At 72.4% G+C, this 16,109-nt stretch carries 13 protein-coding genes and 2 tRNA genes; 6 read left to right on the top strand and 9 right to left on the bottom strand.

The annotated features are described in order from the left end of the window. Positions 1 to 66: 66 nt before the first annotated feature. A complete protein-coding gene (locus ABT171_RS10170) occupies positions 67 to 660 on the top strand; it encodes a SigE family RNA polymerase sigma factor (protein ID WP_351241835.1) in 594 nt (197 codons plus the stop codon). 184 nt (positions 661 to 844) lie between these two features. After that, on the top strand, positions 845 to 2,503 hold the full coding sequence (locus ABT171_RS10165; protein ID WP_351241833.1) for a long-chain fatty acid--CoA ligase: 1,659 nt from the start codon (positions 845 to 847) through the stop codon (positions 2,501 to 2,503). A gap of 10 nt (positions 2,504 to 2,513) precedes the next feature. Here the strand turns inward: ABT171_RS10165 and dnaN are convergent, their stop codons facing one another. Beyond that, entirely contained in the window at positions 2,514 to 3,653 is a 1,140-nt protein-coding gene (gene dnaN, locus ABT171_RS10160) for a DNA polymerase III subunit beta (RefSeq protein WP_351241831.1), read from the bottom strand. A gap of 199 nt (positions 3,654 to 3,852) precedes the next feature. Then, the gene (locus ABT171_RS10155; RefSeq protein WP_351241829.1) at positions 3,853 to 5,082 is read right to left on the bottom strand and encodes an MFS transporter; all 1,230 of its coding nucleotides are present in this window, start codon (positions 5,080 to 5,082) and stop codon (positions 3,853 to 3,855) included. Positions 5,083 to 5,218: 136 nt separating this feature from the next. Here ABT171_RS10155 and ABT171_RS10150 point away from each other — a divergent pair, with 136 nt between their 5' ends. Continuing rightward, positions 5,219 to 5,800, top strand: a complete 582-nt coding sequence (locus ABT171_RS10150; RefSeq protein WP_351241827.1) for a TetR/AcrR family transcriptional regulator — start codon at positions 5,219 to 5,221, stop codon at positions 5,798 to 5,800. A gap of 119 nt (positions 5,801 to 5,919) precedes the next feature. On the opposite strand, the gene ABT171_RS10145 is transcribed toward ABT171_RS10150, so the two are convergent. Beyond that, positions 5,920 to 10,737 carry a PAS domain-containing protein gene (locus tag ABT171_RS10145; RefSeq protein WP_351241825.1) on the bottom strand — a complete coding sequence of 1,606 codons (4,818 nt, stop codon included), beginning with the start codon at positions 10,735 to 10,737 and terminating at the stop codon, positions 5,920 to 5,922. Between the two features lie 342 nt (positions 10,738 to 11,079). Then, complete coding sequence (locus ABT171_RS10140; RefSeq protein ID WP_351241823.1) at positions 11,080 to 11,586, bottom strand: SSI family serine proteinase inhibitor; 507 nt, start codon at positions 11,584 to 11,586, stop codon at positions 11,080 to 11,082. A 169-nt stretch (positions 11,587 to 11,755) separates the two neighbouring features. Between ABT171_RS10140 and ABT171_RS10135 the strand changes: the two genes are divergently transcribed. Together ABT171_RS10135 and ABT171_RS10130 are read left to right on the top strand one after the other, a co-directional pair. After that, positions 11,756 to 11,846: transfer RNA gene (locus ABT171_RS10135), tRNA-Ser, on the top strand. A gap of 185 nt (positions 11,847 to 12,031) precedes the next feature. Next, a tRNA-Arg gene (locus ABT171_RS10130) sits at positions 12,032 to 12,104 on the top strand. A 95-nt stretch (positions 12,105 to 12,199) separates the two neighbouring features. On the opposite strand, the gene ABT171_RS10125 is transcribed toward ABT171_RS10130, so the two are convergent. The 5 genes from ABT171_RS10125 to ABT171_RS10105 form a co-directional block, all read right to left on the bottom strand. Continuing rightward, positions 12,200 to 12,394: a DUF1918 domain-containing protein gene (locus ABT171_RS10125; protein ID WP_351241821.1), complete on the bottom strand. Its 195-nt coding sequence runs from the start codon at positions 12,392 to 12,394 to the stop codon at positions 12,200 to 12,202. Between the two features lie 105 nt (positions 12,395 to 12,499). After that, positions 12,500 to 13,288 carry a tyrosine-type recombinase/integrase gene (locus tag ABT171_RS10120; protein ID WP_351241816.1) on the bottom strand — a complete coding sequence of 263 codons (789 nt, stop codon included), beginning with the start codon at positions 13,286 to 13,288 and terminating at the stop codon, positions 12,500 to 12,502. A gap of 124 nt (positions 13,289 to 13,412) precedes the next feature. Then, the gene (locus ABT171_RS10115; RefSeq protein WP_351241814.1) at positions 13,413 to 14,249 is read right to left on the bottom strand and encodes a protein kinase domain-containing protein; all 837 of its coding nucleotides are present in this window, start codon (positions 14,247 to 14,249) and stop codon (positions 13,413 to 13,415) included. Positions 14,250 to 14,319: 70 nt separating this feature from the next. Beyond that, a complete protein-coding gene (locus ABT171_RS10110; RefSeq protein WP_351241812.1) occupies positions 14,320 to 14,763 on the bottom strand; it encodes a glycine-rich domain-containing protein in 444 nt (147 codons plus the stop codon). 250 nt (positions 14,764 to 15,013) lie between these two features. Then, a complete protein-coding gene (locus ABT171_RS10105) occupies positions 15,014 to 15,256 on the bottom strand; it encodes a hypothetical protein (protein WP_351242335.1) in 243 nt (80 codons plus the stop codon). Between the two features lie 107 nt (positions 15,257 to 15,363). Between ABT171_RS10105 and ABT171_RS10100 the strand changes: the two genes are divergently transcribed. Further along, positions 15,364 to 16,107 (top strand): DUF5919 domain-containing protein, encoded by a 744-nt coding sequence (locus ABT171_RS10100; RefSeq protein ID WP_351241810.1) that lies wholly within the window; start codon positions 15,364 to 15,366, stop codon positions 16,105 to 16,107. The last annotated feature ends 2 nt before the right edge of the window (positions 16,108 to 16,109 follow it).

Genomic DNA, 16,109 nt, shown 5'->3' with positions numbered 1-16,109 from the left:
AGGGGGACCCCGCTTCGGGACCTGCGGGCGATCCGCCGGAGGGGGACCCGCTCCTAGCGTGGAGCCATGACCGCACCCGTCTGCACCAGCGCCTCGGCCGCCGCCGCACCAAGGCGGCAGACCGTTCCCCACGCACGGCTCAGGCCGGGCGGGGAGACTCCCGCCTACCCGTCGTTCGCGTCGTACGTGCGGGCCCGCCAGCCGGTCCTGCTGCGCACCGCCCGCTCGCTGACCGCGAACCTGAGCGACGCCGAGGACCTGCTGCAGACCGCGCTCACCAAGACCTATGTGGCGTGGGAGCGGATCGAGGACCAGCGGGCGCTCGACGGCTATGTGCGCCGGGCGCTGCTGAACACCCGGACCTCGCAGTGGCGCAAGCGCAGGGTGGACGAGTTCAGCTGCGACGAGCTGCCCGAGCCGGAGCCCGTCCCCGGCGACGGCGACCCGGCCGAGCGGCAGGCGCTGCACGACGCCATGTGGCAGGCGGTCATGAGGCTGCCGGCGCGGCAGCGGGCGATGGTCGTCCTGCGCTACTACGAGGACCTCAGCGAGGCCCAGACCGCAGAAGTGCTCGGGGTGTCCGTGGGCACGGTGAAGTCGGCGGTGTCGCGCGCGCTCGGCAAGCTGCGCGAGGACCCCGAGCTGGAACTGGTCCGCTAGGGCCTGTCTGACAATTCCCGTCTGCCGCGCGACGCCATGCACGCACTCTCGCCGCCCTAGCCCGGATTTTCCTTCCGTTTTCCGCCTGTGGTGACCCACCCCCTAGTGACATACCGCGCGGTATGTGAGCAGAATCAGCGCTACCTCTACCACCGCGTAGGCAACGCCGCCCCGGGAGGACTCCGTGCTGAGCACCATGCAGGACGTACCGCTGACCGTGACCCGCATCCTCGTACACGGGACGCTGGTGCACGGGCGGTCCCAGATCACCACCTGGACCGGTGAGGCCGAGCCGCAGCGGCGCAGTTTCGCCGAGGCGGGGACGCGTGCCGTACAGCTGGCGAACGCCCTGCGGGACGAACTCGGTGTCCGCGGCGACGACCGGGTCGCGACCCTGATGTGGAACAACGCCGAGCACGTCGAGGCGTACTTCGCGGTCCCGTCCATGGGCGCGGTGCTGCACACGCTCAATCTCCGGCTGCCCGCCGAGCAGCTGGTGTGGATCGTCAACCACGCGGCCGACAAGGTCGTCATCGTCAACGGTTCGCTGATCCCGCTGCTCGCGCCGCTGCTGCCCGAGCTGCCGACGGTGGAGCACATCGTCGTGTCCGGCCCCGGCGACCGTACGCCGCTCGCGGGCGCCACCGCGCGGGTGCACGAGTACGAGGAGCTGATCGCGGGCCGGCCGACCACGTACGACTGGCCGGAGCTGGACGAACGCCAGGCCGCCGCCATGTGCTACACCTCCGGCACGACGGGGGACCCCAAGGGCGTGGTGTACAGCCACCGTTCGATCTACCTGCACTCCATGCAGGTCAACATGACCCAGTCGATGGGCCTGACCGACCAGGACACCTCACTGGTCGTCGTCCCCCAGTTCCACGTCAACGCCTGGGGCCTGCCGCACGCCACCTTCATGACCGGCGTGAACATGCTGATGCCGGACCGCTTCCTGCAGCCCGCCCCGCTCGCCGAGATGATCGAACGCGAGCGGCCCACCCATGCGGCGGCCGTCCCGACCATCTGGCAGGGCCTGCTCGCCGAACTCACCGCGCGCCCCCGGGACACGGCGTCCCTCACCCAGGTCACCATCGGCGGCTCCGCCTGCCCGCCCTCCCTCATGGCGGCCTTCGACCGGCTCGGCATGCGCGTCTGCCACGCCTGGGGCATGACGGAGACCTCGCCGCTGGGCACGGTGGCCCGCCCGCCGGCCCACGCGGCCGGTACGGAGGAGGAGTTCGCCTACCGCCTCACCCAGGGCCGCTTCCCGGCCGGCGTCGAGGCCCGCCTCACCGGCCCCCGCGGCGAACGCCTGCCCTGGGACGGCGAGTCGGCGGGCGAGCTGGAGGTGCGCGGCCCGTGGATCGCGGGCGCGTACTACAACGGCCCCGACGCCGACCCCCTCCGCCCCGCCGACAAGTTCAGCGAGGACGGCTGGCTGAAGACCGGCGACGTCGGCACCATCTCCCCCGACGGCTTCCTCACCCTCACCGACCGCGCCAAGGACGTCATCAAGTCCGGCGGCGAGTGGATCTCCTCGGTGGAGCTGGAGAACGCGCTGATGTCCCACCCGGACGTCGCCGAGGCCGCGGTGGTCGCCGTGCCCGACGAGAAGTGGGGCGAGCGCCCGCTGGCCACGGTCGTCCTGCGGGAGGGCGCCACCGCCGACTTCGCGACCCTGCGCACCTTCCTCGCCGAGGAGGGCCGCATCGCCAAGTGGCAGCTGCCCGAACGCTGGACGGTCGTCGATTCGGTGCCGAAGACGAGCGTCGGCAAATTCGACAAGAAGAAGATCCGCGAAGCGCACAGGTCGGGGAGTCTCGACGTGACCGAGCTGCACTGACCTGCTTGGGTCAGCTCAGTTGGCGTACCGCTATGAGCAGATGGCGGTGGTCCTCGCGTGCCGCGCCGTCCTCGTCCGGTACGCCACTGAGCAGGGCCCGCTGGCCGGGGCCCAGAAGTTCGAAGCGCACCTGGGCGGCGTTGAAGGAGTTGAGGGCGTCCAGCAAGTACGCGGGGTTGAAGGCGACCGCCAGGTCATCGGCGTCGGCCAACGTGGCCGCGAGCTGCTGCGAGGCGACGTCGTCCTCGTACCCCGCTTGCAGGAGGACGGTTCCCTGAGCGGAGAAGTCGAGCCGGATCGGGCTGTTCGGCTCCGCGACGACCGCGACACGGCGGACCGCGTCGGCGAGCGCCTCCCGCTCCGTCACGGCGACCGCCGGGCTGTCCAGTGTGAACAACGTGTCGTAGCGCGGCAGCCGCCCCTCCAGCAACCGCAGTGTCGTACGCATGCCGGTGCCCTCGAAGGCGATCAAGCCACCACCCGAGCCACCCGTGCCGCTCAGCCCGATGCGGATCGGTCCCGACTTCGTCAGCGCACGGGAGATCTCGGTCAGCCTGCGGCCGGGAACCACCACCTCCACCGGATCGGAAGCCGCCCCCTCCGGCTTCCACGGCACCACACGCACGGCATACCGGTACCGGTCCGTAGCGGCCAACGTCATGGACTCGCCATGCAGCCGGAGCTGGATCCCCGTGAGCACCGGGAGGGAGTCGTCACGGCCGGCGGCTGTCGCGACCTGTGCGACCGCCGCCGCGAACTCCGCCGCGTCCAACGTCCCGCGAAAGGCGGGAAGCTCGGGAAGGGCCGGATACTCCTGCAGGGGCAAGGTCGACAGCCCGAAGCGCGTACCGCCGCCTTCCATCGTGAAGCGCGCTCCTTCCAGCGCGCACGCCACCATCGCATCGGGCAGTACCCGGCAGATGTCCAGCAGTCTGCGCCCGGGCACGAGCACCCGACCGGCTGTCAGCGTCTCCGCCGGGACCTCGATGGTCGCGGACGCCTCGTAGTCGAAGCCCGAGATGCGCAGCCGTCCCTCCGCCGCGTCCAGTATCAGGCCGCCCAGCACAGGCACGGGTGAACGTGCGGGCAACGACCTGGCCGCCCAGGCCACGGCCTCGGCGAGAGCGCCTCGTTCGATCCGGAACTCCATCCGTACATCCCCCGTCGCGTCGCACCAGTTGGTCCGCGCACGCTATACGTCGCCACTGACAACGCCCGGTCCGTCCCGGCACCCAGGGTCCGGCCACCAGCCACCAGCCACCAGCTGCCGGCTGCCGGCTCGCGGGGTACGGCCGGCCGGCTCCGCGGCGCCCGCCGTACGGCTCCGCCCCGCCCCGCCCCGCGGTGCCTCACCCGCGCCGCAGCGTGGTCGTCCAGCCCAGCAGCAGCCACACACCCGCCACCGCGCACACCCCGGCCCAGCCCCAGTGGCCGAAGGCGGGGCCCGCCACGGCCGAGGCGAGGGCACCGCCGGCGAAGCCGGAGACCACGTAGGCGGTGTTGGCGGTGGCCGGGGCGGACGTCGTGGTCAGGGCGAGGGTCTGGTTGGCGACGTGGGAGGCGACCAGCGCCGCATGGATGGCGATCGCGGCGGCGAAGAGCGCCACCAGGACGTGCCCGCCGAGCCAGAACAGCGGGACGGCCACGGCCGCGAGCAGATACGCGGTGCCGACGACCCGTGCGGCGCCGAAACGGTCCACCAGGCCTCCGGCCAGCGGTGCCACCGCGCTGGCGGTCAGTCCGAAGAGGCCGAAGAGCCCGGCGGTCGCGGTGGACAGGCCGTAGGAGGGGCCGGTCAGCAGCAGCGTCAGCGACGTCCACAGCGCGCTCCAGGCGCCGAACATGCCCGCCTGCCTGAGGCACGCCCGCCACAGGTCGGGCGAGCGGCGCAGCAGCCCCGGCAGCTCGGCGAGGCCGGAGAACAGCCCGCCGCGCCGCGCCCGCCGCTCCGAGGGCAGGGCCAGGGCGGTGGCCAGGCCCAGCGCCAGGGTCAGTACCGCGGACCCGGCGAACACCCAGCGCCAGCCGAAGGCCTGTCCGGCCAGGCCGCCGACGACACGGGCGGCCACGATCCCGGTGAACAGCCCGGCGATGACGGCCGCGACATGCCGGGCGCGCCGGTCCGCGGGAGCCCGTTCGGCGACCAGCGGGACCAGCAGCTGCGGTACGACGGTCGCGGCGGCGGCCAGGAACACGGCGGCGGCGAGGGCGGCGGTGCCCGGGGCCGCGGCGGCGGCGGCCAGCGCCACCGTGGTGGCCACGGACAGGCCGGCGACGAGCGGGCGCCGGTTGACGCGGTCGCCGAGCGGGGCGAAGAAGAGCAGGCCGGCCGCGTAGCCGAGCTGGGCGACGGACGCGATCCAGGTCACGGCCGCGGGGACCGTACCGAAGTCGTGGGCGATCAGGGGGAGCAGCGGGGCCGCGAGGTAGATGTTGGCGGCGGTGACGGCGGTGCAGACGGCGATGAGCAGGAGGAACGGTCCGCCGGACGCGCCGGGTGCGGCGGCGGGCCCGCGGCCGGGGACACGGTCGCGGACACGTATCCGGTGTGCCGGGCGGGTGCGGGTGGCTGACGGCATGGGCGGGGACACTCCTTGGAGCCGACTCTAATAACTAACTGGTTGGTTGGTAGCTCGGACAACAGGGTGCACCCGCCCTTCATTCCCGTCAACCAAATAGTTGGTTACTTGCCTGACCGGCCCCTACCCTGTCCCCATGGCAGCAGTCAGGGACCCCGAGGCCACCAAGGCCCGCATCTTCGAGGCGGCGGTCGCCGAGTTCGCCCGGCACGGCATCGCGGGCGCCCGCATCGACCGCATCGCCGCCGAGGCCAAGGCCAACAAGCAGCTGATCTACGCCTACTTCGGCAACAAGGCGGAGCTGTTCACCCAGGTACTCGGCACCTGCATGGTCGACCTGGCCGCCGCCGTCCCCATCGACCCCGACGACATCGAAGGCTGGGTCGACCGTCTGATCGACTACCACGCCACCCACCCCGAACTGCTGCGCCTGCTGTTCTGGGAGGGCATCGCGTACGGCACCGCCGAGCTGCCCGACGAGCCGACCCGCCGGGAGCACTACGCCGGGAAGGTGGCCGCCGTCGCCGACGGCCAGGCCCGGGGCGTGATCACCGACGCGTTCCCGCCCGGCGACCTCCTCCTGCTGCTGACCGCCCTGACCAACTGGATGGCCGCGGTCCCGCAGATGCGGCGCATCCTCACCGGCACGGAGGACTCCGACCGCGACCGCCTGCGGGCCTCCATCAAGGAGGCGGCCCGCAGGCTGGTGGCACGCTAGTGCCCCCAGGGGGCGGGGCTGTACCGGTATCCGGCTCCGCCGCGTGGGCGCGAGCAACCACGGCGGACCCGCGGTCGCCCGGCATGCCGAGCCACCCCGAACCGGCGCCCGGCGCAAGCCTAGTTCGTGCCGATTCTGGCCAGCAGATCCACGATCCGGCTCTGCACCTCGCTGCTGGTCGACCGCTCCGCGAGGAACAGCACCGTTTCGCCCGAGGCCAGCCGGGGCAGGTCGGCCTGGTCGACGGCGGCCGTGTAGACGACCAGCGGGGTGCGGTTGAGCTGCCCGTTCGCCCGGAGCCAGTCGATGATCCCGGTGAAGCCGGCCTGCCGCCGCTGCACCTGCATCAGGTCCATCACCACGAGGTTGGGCCGGAACTGCCCCGCGAGCGTCACCGCGTCGTTGTCACTGGCGGCCCGCGCCACCTGCATCCCGCGCCGCTCCAGCGTCGCGGTCAGCGCCAGCGCGATCTCCGCGTGCTCCTCGATGAGCAGCACCCGCGGCGGGTGCTGCTCGCTGTCCCGCGGCGCCAGCGCCTTCAGCAGTACGGCGGGATCGGCGCCGTACGCCGCCTCGCGCGTCGCCTGCCCGAGGCCGGCCGTCACCAGCACCGGTACCTCCGCCGCGACCGCGGCCTGCCGCAGCGCCTGCAGGGCCGTACGCGTGATGGGCCCCGTCAGCGGGTCCACGAACAGCGCGGCCGGGAACGCCGCGATCTGCGCGTCGACCTCCTCACGGGAGTGCACGATCACCGGCCGGTAGCCACGGTCGCTCAGCGCCTGCTGGGTCGTCGCGTCCGGCGCGGGCCACACCAGCAGCCGGCGCGGGTTGTCCAGCGGCTCCGGGGGCAGCTCGTCGTCGAGCGGCTGCGGCAGCGGCGCGTCCGAGACCTCGACCGCCCCACCCGGACCGTCCAGCGGCTCGGGCCCCTCGGCGGCATCGGCGTCCGGCGCGCCTATGGCGTACGACCGCCCGACGCCCTCGGTGCCGGGGGCGAGCAGGGACTGCCCGGGGAGCGACGGCTGCGCCTGCGCGGTGACCGGCTGTCCGCCGAGCGACGGCTGTGCGGGCGACGGCTGCGCGGGCGCCGGTTCGGCTGGCGGATGCGGCAGGGCGGCCTGCTCCGGCTGCTGCTCGGCGCGCTGGGCCGGGTCGGGAGGCGTGCCCAGCTTGCGCCGCCGGCCGGAACCGCCCGGCGCGTGCGGCGGCGGGGTCGCCGACGGCTGCTGCACCTGCGCGGCCTGCCGCGCGAACGGCACGCCCTGACCGAGCGTGCGGACACTGATCGCCCGCCCCTGCGTCGAGTTGGGGTCGACCGCGGCGTCCTCGGCGGGCAACGGCTGCGCGGCCCGCGGCGCCTGCGCACCGGCGCGTTCCGTGGGCAGCGGGGTGCCGGTGGCCGGCGTGCCGGTCTGCGGTACGGGCGTGCCCGCGCCGGAGGTGTCATCGGCGCCGGGCCACTGCTGGGGCACCCCGGGTGCCTGGACGGCCGCCGGCACCTGCCCGGTACCCGCCCCGGCCGGGGGCGCGGGGGTCTGCTGGGCCGGGAGAGCCGGTCCGGAGGCGGCCGGCACGGGCCGGCCGGCGGTGCCGTGCGGGGGCGTCGCGGGCGCGGCGGGGTGAGCTACGGCGGGCTGCTGACCGGGTGCGGACACACCGGTGGGGGCGCCCGGCGCCGCCTGCGCGGGAGCGGGCGGCTGCCCCACGGCTGCCGCGGTACCGGCCTGGACGGGGATGCCCTGCCCGGCCGTACCCTGCGCCGGAAGGACCGGAACGGGAGTCCCCGGCCCGGGAGTCGGCACCCCGGCGGGATGCGGCCCGGTCTGCCCGGGGAGCGCCTGGCCGGGAGCGGCCTGTGCCGGAGGCGTCGGTACGGAAGGCGTCGGCGCGGGAGGTGCCGAGGCCGGCTGTGCGCTCTCCGGTGCCCCGGCTGCCATCGGCTGCGCGGGCTCCGCCGGCTGGGCCACGGCCCGGCGACGGCGACCGGTCGGCGCGCTGGTCGGATGCGGCTGCGGCGGGGTGTGGTCCGAGGCCTGGTCGAGCGGTACGGCGTCGTGCCGGCCGTCGTCACCGGGTACTCCCGTGACGGGCAGCGGCTGCTGAGCCGGCACCTGCACCTGCCCCGCGCCCTGCGCCGGAATCTGCGGCTGCCCCTCGGCGGCTCCCGGGACGGCCCCCGCACCGGGACCGGCAGGCGCCATCACTCCGGGACCGGCAGGCGCGACGGCACCGGGTCCGGCGGGCCCAGAGACCCCGTGTCCCATAGGCGCACCGCTGCCGGGACCGGCAGGCGCGACGGCTCCGGGCCCAATCGGCACGGAGGCCCCGGGCCCCGTAGGCGTACCGGCCCCCGGACCGGCAGGCGCGACGGCCCCGGGCCCAACCGGCACGGAGGCCCCGGGACTGGGAGACACGAAGGCCCCGGGACCGGGAGGCACGGAGGCCGCCTGTCCCATGGGCGCAGGGGTACCGGGAGCCGCAGGCGCGCCCGCCCCCGGGACTCCACCGGTCGCCGGAACCGTACCCACGCCGTTCGTCGCGTCCGCGGACTGCGGTGAGCGGTCGGCCTCGGCCGGCGGCAGGGCGAAGACCGTACGGGCGCCGGCCTCCTGGGCGGCGGCCCGCTCCGCAGCGGCGGCCAGCGCACGCCGGCGCCGCCCGGTCGGCTGCCCGCCCTCGGCCGGAACGGCCTCCGCCTGCGCACCAGGAAGGGCCGGAGCCCCCGGCGCCGCCCCGCTGTCCGCCGCTGTGGCGGGCAGGGCCAGCTGCGGGGCGCCCGAGCCGTGGGGGGCGCGTCGGCCCGTGGGCGCGGGCACGCCCTGCGGCGGCACGGCGGAGCCGAGGCCCGTACCCGAGGCGGCGGCCCCGGCGGCATGCTCGGCAGCCGTCACCACCGCACCCTCACTCACGGCCGCACCGTCACCGCCGCTGCTCTCGGCGGGCCGGCCACGCCGGCGCCCGGTACCACCGGACGCGCTCTCCGTGCCCTCGGCCGCCGGGACCACACCGGTCTCCTCGGGGGCCGCGGCGGCACGCCTGCGGCGCCGCCCGGTCGGTGCGGGCGCCTCCGCGTCACCGGTCCGACCCGCCGCGGGCACCTCACTCTCCAGGAAGGCGTCCGTGGAAGCGCGCCGGGCCCGCCGCCGTCCGCCACCGGCCGCCTCCTCAGCGGCCGGCTCACCGACGCCGGAGACCGGCGTGCCCGGCCCCAGCTCGCCCGGACCCTGTCCGGCCGGAAGCGCGGCAGCCGCCGGCACCTGCCCGTCGACCGTCCCGGCACCCCCGCCGAGCGGCACCTCCAGCACATACGCGCTGCCGCTCATGCCCGGCACCTCGTGGGTCTGCAGCACGCCGCCGTGGGCCCGTACGATCCCGCGCACGATCGGCTCGTGCACCGCGTCTCCCCCGGCGTAGGGTCCGCGCACCTCGATCCGCGCGACCTCACCGCGCTGCGCGGCGGCGACCACGACGGTGTTGTCCAGGTAACCGCCCGCGGAGACGGGCGAGTTGCCGGTCGCGTCGACGCCGGCCACGTCCGCCACGAGGTGGGCGAGCGCGGTGGCGAGCCGCTGCGGGTCCACCTCGGCCTCGATGGGCGGCGCGTGCACGGCGAACTGCACCCGGCCCGGCCCGATCAGCTCGACGGCCCCGTCCACACCCGCGGCGACGACGGCGTCCAGCATCACCTTCGTACGGGTGATGTCCTCGGTGCCGGCGTCCAGCCGCTGATAGCCGAGGACGTTGTCGATGAGCGTCGTGATCCGCGAGTACCCGGCGGAAAGGTGATGCAGCACCTGGTTGGCCTCGGGCCACAGCTGCCCGGCGTCGTCCGCCGCCAGCGCCGCCAGCTCGCGCCGCAGCTCCTCCAGGGGCCCGCGCAGCGACTGCCCGAGCAGGGTCAGCAGCTGCTCGTGCCGCCCGGCGATGGCCTCGTACCGGTCCTTCTCCCGCTCGGCGAGCGCGGCGTACCGCTCCTCGCCGGCCGCCAGCTCCTCCGCGTGCTTCTCGCGCAGTTCGTCGAGCTCGGTGACGTGCTGCTGGCGCAGCGCGGTCAGGTCGGAGGCGTGCTCCTCGGAGAGCCGCTCCACCTCCTGGGCGTGCGCCTTCTCCAGCGCCGCCTTCTCCTCGGCCAGGGTTTCGAGCGGCCGCCGGTCGGTGAAGGTCATCACGGCGCCGACGAGCTGGTCCCCGTCGCGCACGGGAGCGGTGGTGAGGTCGACGGAGACCTTCTCCTTCCCCTTGGACCACAGCACCTGCCCGCGCACCCGGTGCTTGCGCCCGGAGCGGAGGGTGTCGGCGAGCGGGGACTCCTCGTACGGGAAGGGGGACCCGTCGGCACGCGAGTGCAGGACGAGCGTGTGCAGCTCCTTGCCGCCCAGCTCGCCGGCCCGGTAACCCAGTATCTGGGCGGCGGCCGGATTGACGAGGACGATCCGTCCCTCGGTGTCGGTGCCCACGACGCCTTCGGACGCCGCCCGCAGGATCATCTCGGTCTGCCGCTGCGAGCGGGCCAGCTCGGCCTCGGTGTCGACGGTCCCGGACAGGTCCCGTACGACGACCATCAGCAGCTCGTCGCCGGTGTAGCCGTAACCGTCGTACGCCTGCTGGCCGTTCTCCAGGTTCGCGCTCGTGACCTCGACCGGGAACTCGGTCCCGTCGGTCCGCCGCGCGATCATCCGTGTCGGTTTCGTGCGCCCGTGCGGGTCCATGTGATCGGGCCGCCGCATCGAGCCGGGGATGAGCCGTGAGTCGAACTCCGGCAGCAGGTCGAGCAACCCGCGCCCGACGAGCGCCGTGCCCGGCGCCTCGAAGGCCTCCAGCGCGATGGTGTTCGCGTTGACGACGGTTCCGTTGGCGTTGACCAGGACCAACGCGTCCGGCAGCGCGTCGAGTATGGCTGCGAGGCGAGCAGCGCCTCGGGATGGCCTGCTGCTCACGAGACGCCTTCCTCCCTGTTACCGCACCTTGCCGACCGCTCGGGCCATCTTGCCAACCGGCCCGCGACGTGTCACGCGAGGGAGTCTAAGCGCACGCGTTGCGCTCGCGACGCCGGATGAGAGGGAGGTCCCACGACGAAGTGACACCGAACGCGTGACCACCCGCGGACCACACCCTCCGGCTGCCCCCGAGGCGCCTCCTCCAGCCCGCCCCCGGCTCCTCTCCGGCTCCGCGAGACCTCCGCGAGACCTTTACCGGACCGCTGATCCACCGGAGGCCCCCATGAGCCCATGAGCCACCCCACCCAGACCCTTCCCCCACCCAGACCCTTCCCCAGCCGCTCAGACGGGCACCGAGCCCAGCTTCGGCAGCAGCGGCACCAGCCCGTCCCACCGCCCGATCTCGCACCCGTTGCTGCGGTCGTAGCCGGCGTCGACCCTGCGTCCGGCCCAGGTGCCGGTCACCCGTGCGGTGGCCGGTCCGCCGTAGAGCATCGTGCAGGTGCTGCCGGGCGCCACCGGAGCGAAGAGGTCCCGCCCCCAGCGCGTGCGCTCGTCCAGCACCCGGCAGGCCTCCACCGCGTCCGGGTGGTTCCCGCCGGCCGGATGGCAGGACAGCTCGTACGTCCCGTCCCGCCCGGATCCGGCCTGCTGCACGACGACGGTGAGGTGATCGCCGCCCCGGTCCCCGGGCCGCACGGGCGGCGGCCCGGCGGGCGCGGCGACGGCGGGTACGGCGGACAGGGCGAGGAGCCCCGAGGCGGCGGCGAGGACAGGCCCGACGCCGCGCCGAACCGGACCCGGCCGGACACCGGCGCGCGCCGGACCTCGCTGAAGAAGAAAGACCATGACCTGCCCAACGCCTCCGGCCCCCGGACGTTGCGGCGCGCCTCGCCGGAGGAAGCCCTTTGCTCTGCGGCCCGACTGCCTAGTACCGTGGGGGGCGATTGGTGACAGGCCGCTCGGCTGTGTCATCATCTGCACGCACCACTCGCGCGCTCGCGTGAGCGGTTGTGCTGGAGGCGTCGCCTAGTCCGGTCTATGGCGCCGCACTGCTAATGCGGTTTCGGGCTAACACCCGATCGAGGGTTCAAATCCCTCCGCCTCCGCACCGATCCCGAAGCCCCGGTCCCCAGGACCGGGGCTTCGGCGTTCCCGCCCTCCGTCGACGTTTTCGCAGGTCACAAGGGGTTTGCCTATCGGATTTCACATGACGGCGGCAGTCATGTAATGTTCTTCCTGTCGCCGGGACGGGCCGAAAGGGCCGAAACGGAGACAACACAAAAGAACACAAGCACTCGTAGCTTAACGGATAGAGCATCTGACTACGGATCAGAAGGTTGCAGGTTCGAATCCTGCCGAGTGCACAACAGTTCAGAGGCCCTGTGGAGTGATCCACAGGGCCTCTGGCTTTTGCCTTGACGGCAGTGTTTGACGGCAACCGCCGGGGTCGGAGGGCTTCCTAGTCGTTGGACGCGAAGGGGCGGACGATGGTGTCCGGGCCTGGACTCATCAGCGTCTCGTGCCCGTCCTCGAAACGGACCCGGTAGGGAGGTCCCCCATTCGCCCCGAGCACCTCGATGATCTCTGCGGTGCGATCGTGCTGTCCCACGATCCGACCGTGAACAAGAATCCTGTCACCGACACTGGCCTGCACGCTGTCACCCTTCTGTCGAGTTGTCCTCCACTGCTCTTCCCCCGAAGCGCTGGGTCGCAACGACGTGGTCATCGGTTCGACCTAACCGGGTGAGTGTGGGGCCGATCAAACGGCTACGTGGGCGCTGGCCGCGCCGTCGTCATCGTCTGGCCTGTCGTCGTCACCCCGGAGTGCGTCCCCGACGCGGTCGAAGGCGGAGCGCTGGGAGTCGAGCCGGACGAAGGTGTAGGTGTCCATGGTCACGCGGATGGAGCTGTGGCCGAGGACTTCCATGATCATCCGAGCGTCTGCGCCCTGTTCGTGGAGCAGGGACGCGCAGGTGTGGCGCAGGTCATGGAAGCGGACCTTACGGACTCCCGCGCGGACGCACAGCGTCTCGAAGGACCGGTTCAGGTTGCGCGGCTCGATGGGGGTCCCGTTCTTCGTGGTGAAGACGAGACCCTGACCGGTGCCCGTCCAGTTGTTACCGGCGGCCTTCCGGTCGGCCATCTGCTGGGCGCGCTGGGCACGGAGCGCGGTCACGCACTCGGCTGGCAGGGCCACGCGGCGGGCCGAGCGCTGAGTCTTCGGCGCGACGATCAGCAGTTCGCCGCCGACCCGCTGTAGGGCCTGCCGTACGGTGAGGACACCTTCGTGAAGATCCACGTCCGACCAGCGCAGCCCCAGCAGCTCACCCCGACGCAGTCCGACGCGGACCGCCACCTCGTAGACGGCCCACAGCCGGTTGTCACGGGCCGCCGCCAGGAGCTGACGCCCTTCCTTGGCGGTGAGCGGTTCGATCTCGCGCTTCGTTCCCATGCTCAGCTCCACGTTCCGGGCGACGTTGCGCGGCAGCTCGTCTTCCCGTACGGCGTGCTGGAGGGCGGCCCGCAGGATCACGAGCAGGAAGCGCACGGTCCGATCAGAGGGAAGCTTCTTGCAGCACCCGGAATGCTGTCCAGGCTGAGGGGTGGTCCGGTCTTTGTGTGGTTGGTCTTCGGTGTGGGATGCGTCGTCGGGGAGCGCCGGCGCTTCGGGATCAGCTGAGGGCCTTGCCGACCTCATAGATCGTCGGCCTGTCTTCCGGAGCATGGCTGAGCATGGCCTCGATCAGCTCGCCCAGTTCGCCACGCACCTTGACGGGCCGACGCTTGCCGTCTGCCACGGCCCTTCGCTGCACGGGGCGCGGTGCGTCATCGGGGTACTCGACGGCCCGCCAGCCTGTGGCGGAGATGAGCAGTGACGCGCCGAGCCCGTAGATGTCGGCTTCCTGAGTGGGCTCTGCCTCTCCGGTCGCGAGCACGCTGCGCGCGATCTCCGGGGCTTCGTAGTGGACGAGGCAGCCGCGGAACGGGAAGTCGTACCCCTCGGGTACGTGGCCGCCGCGCGCCAGGGCCAGGTCGATGAGGTGCGTGCGATCCGGGCCGATGATGAAGTGCGCGGGCTGCACGTCACCGTGAGCCCAGCCCTGGGCGTGCAGTTCGGCCAGCGCCTCCACGCAGCCCAGCGCCACGCTGGTGTGCGGTTCCACGCGTGAGTCCGGCGTCCGGCAGTGCTCCCACAGCCGGTAGAGGTCCGGTCCTTCCCGCCACGGCTGGAAGTTCCAGGTACCACCGTCCCATTCGCCGTACGCGAAGTCATGGAAGCCGAGGCGGTGCAGCACGGCGCCTTCGCGTGCGGGTGCGAGCGCCGTCCAGGGCTGGGCAGACCATTCGGCCGTTGCCTCGATGGGGTAACCGATCTTCACGGCGTAGTGGCCTCGATGGCTCTCGACCTCCCAGACCATGGAGCCCCTGCGATTGAGTATCAGGCGCTGAGTGGTGGGCATGAGTGCGTCGAGCACGACGATCGGCAGTTCAGGGGGTGTCCCGGACAACGTCTGTTCTCCTTCCGGGCGACGCGGCCGACCGCATGTCGAAGTCGGCCGCGTCGCTGGTGTCGTGTCGCTACGCCTGACCGTAGGGCCGGCCGCAGTCCGAGTCGCACTGCGCGAGGTTCGTGCCGCCCACGGTCCACAGGTCGTCGAAGACCATGAACCCGGCCGCCTTCATCGCGTGCGCGGAGGCGGCGACCTTCTTCGGGTCACGGGGCCCTCCGCCCGGCTTGGGGTTGTGGTGGAGGAAGCGGCCCGCGAACCGTTCGCAGAGGTCGGCGTACTCCTTGGTGTGCAGGATGAGGGCGTGCAGGCCGAGGTCCACGTCGTCCGACGGGACCATGGGCACGGTGGCGGTCGCTGCGGTGACCACGAAGGCCACCGCCTGGTCCGCGATCCGTTCGGCCCGCTCGCGGGACTGGCCGTTGTGGGTGACCACGAAGTGGGCGAGGCTGTCGAACAGCTCCTCACCAGCCACCGCGCGGCCGGTCTTCTGGTCGTTGGCCGTTGCTGTCATGCGAATACTCCTTGAGTGTCGCTGTGCTCTGGCACTTGCGCCCACATCGGTCGCCGAGGCGTGGACCACGGACCACCGGAGGGCTTGGAAGGGCGCCCCGAGCGGGGAAGGGGGAGCCAAGGAAGGTGGCACCCCTGTTCGGGGCGGCCGGTCTACCGGCTGATACCGAGGGCCATGCCGATCACCAGGCCACAGGACCCGCTGATCATGATGATGAAGAGAACCCCTGCGTACCGGCCGATGGCGCCCATCACAGTCCGTCCCGGCTGTTGCCGTTCTTGATGGCCAGGCGGGCTCTCAGTTCCTCCCGCGCGGTCAGCGCGACCACGTTGTCCGGCAGGGCGTCCCACTCGACGCCGCCGCCGACGGGCCTTATCTGCACCCTGGCGCCGACCTCGCCCATGACGACGCCGATTCGTCCACTGGCGGTGTCCTTCGCCAGTTCGCCGATGCCTGGTCTGGTCTGCTGGTTGCTCGCCATGCAGACGAGCATCCTGCCGCTCATCAGGACGTCGGAACCTCCGACAAACCCCACTTCGGGACGTCCCGCGTCGGGTAGAACGTCCCTAGTGCCGTCCCGGGGTATTAGGAGAGATTGGGATGCCGAACGAGAGGTTACGTGCTGCCATGGCGGCCGGCGGCTGGACGTACGCCGCCCTTGCGGACAAGCTCGAAGTCGACCCCAAGTCCGTTGAGCGATGGGTCAATCTGGGGCGTACGCCGCGCCGTGCCACGGCCATGCTGGCAGCGGAAATACTAGGAGAAGACGTGCACGCTCTATGGCCCGCGCTCCGGCAGGCACGCCCTGCCCGCGCTGTCAGTCCGGAACTTGTGGCCCTCTATGACCAGCGAGCGGACATCCCCGTGTCCACCTTCGTGGACATGTTGACCCAGGCCCGCGAGCGGATCGACGTGTTGGTGTATGCAGCCGTCTTCCTGCACGAGGCATACCCGCGGCTCAATGACCTACTGCGAGAGCGAGCGGATGACGGGTGTGCGGTCCGCATCGCGATCGGCGATCCCGACAGCACGAATGTCCAACAGCGCGGCGAGGAGGAGAGGTTCGGTCACGGTATCGAGTCTCGTTGCCGACTCGCCGTCATGCACTACCGCCCCCTTGCCGGGGTACCTGGCATCGAGGTGCGGACCCATGCCACCACGCTCTACAACTCGATCTATCGTGCGGATGACCAGGCACTGGTCAATGCCCATGTCTGGGGCGTGAACGCCTACGGTGCTCCCGTGTGGCATCTCCGGCGAAGCGGAAAGGGCGGCATGTTCGACACCTACGCCAGCAGCTTCGACGCGGTGTGGGGAACCGCGACACCGGTACGAGAAGGGTGACC

The sequence above is a fragment of the Streptomyces sp. NPDC001851 genome (genome assembly GCF_040297165.1).
GTDB lineage: Bacteria > Actinomycetota > Actinomycetes > Streptomycetales > Streptomycetaceae > Streptomyces.
Note: the sequence above shows the minus strand (reverse complement) of the source record. Positions and strands in the feature narration are given on the sequence as shown.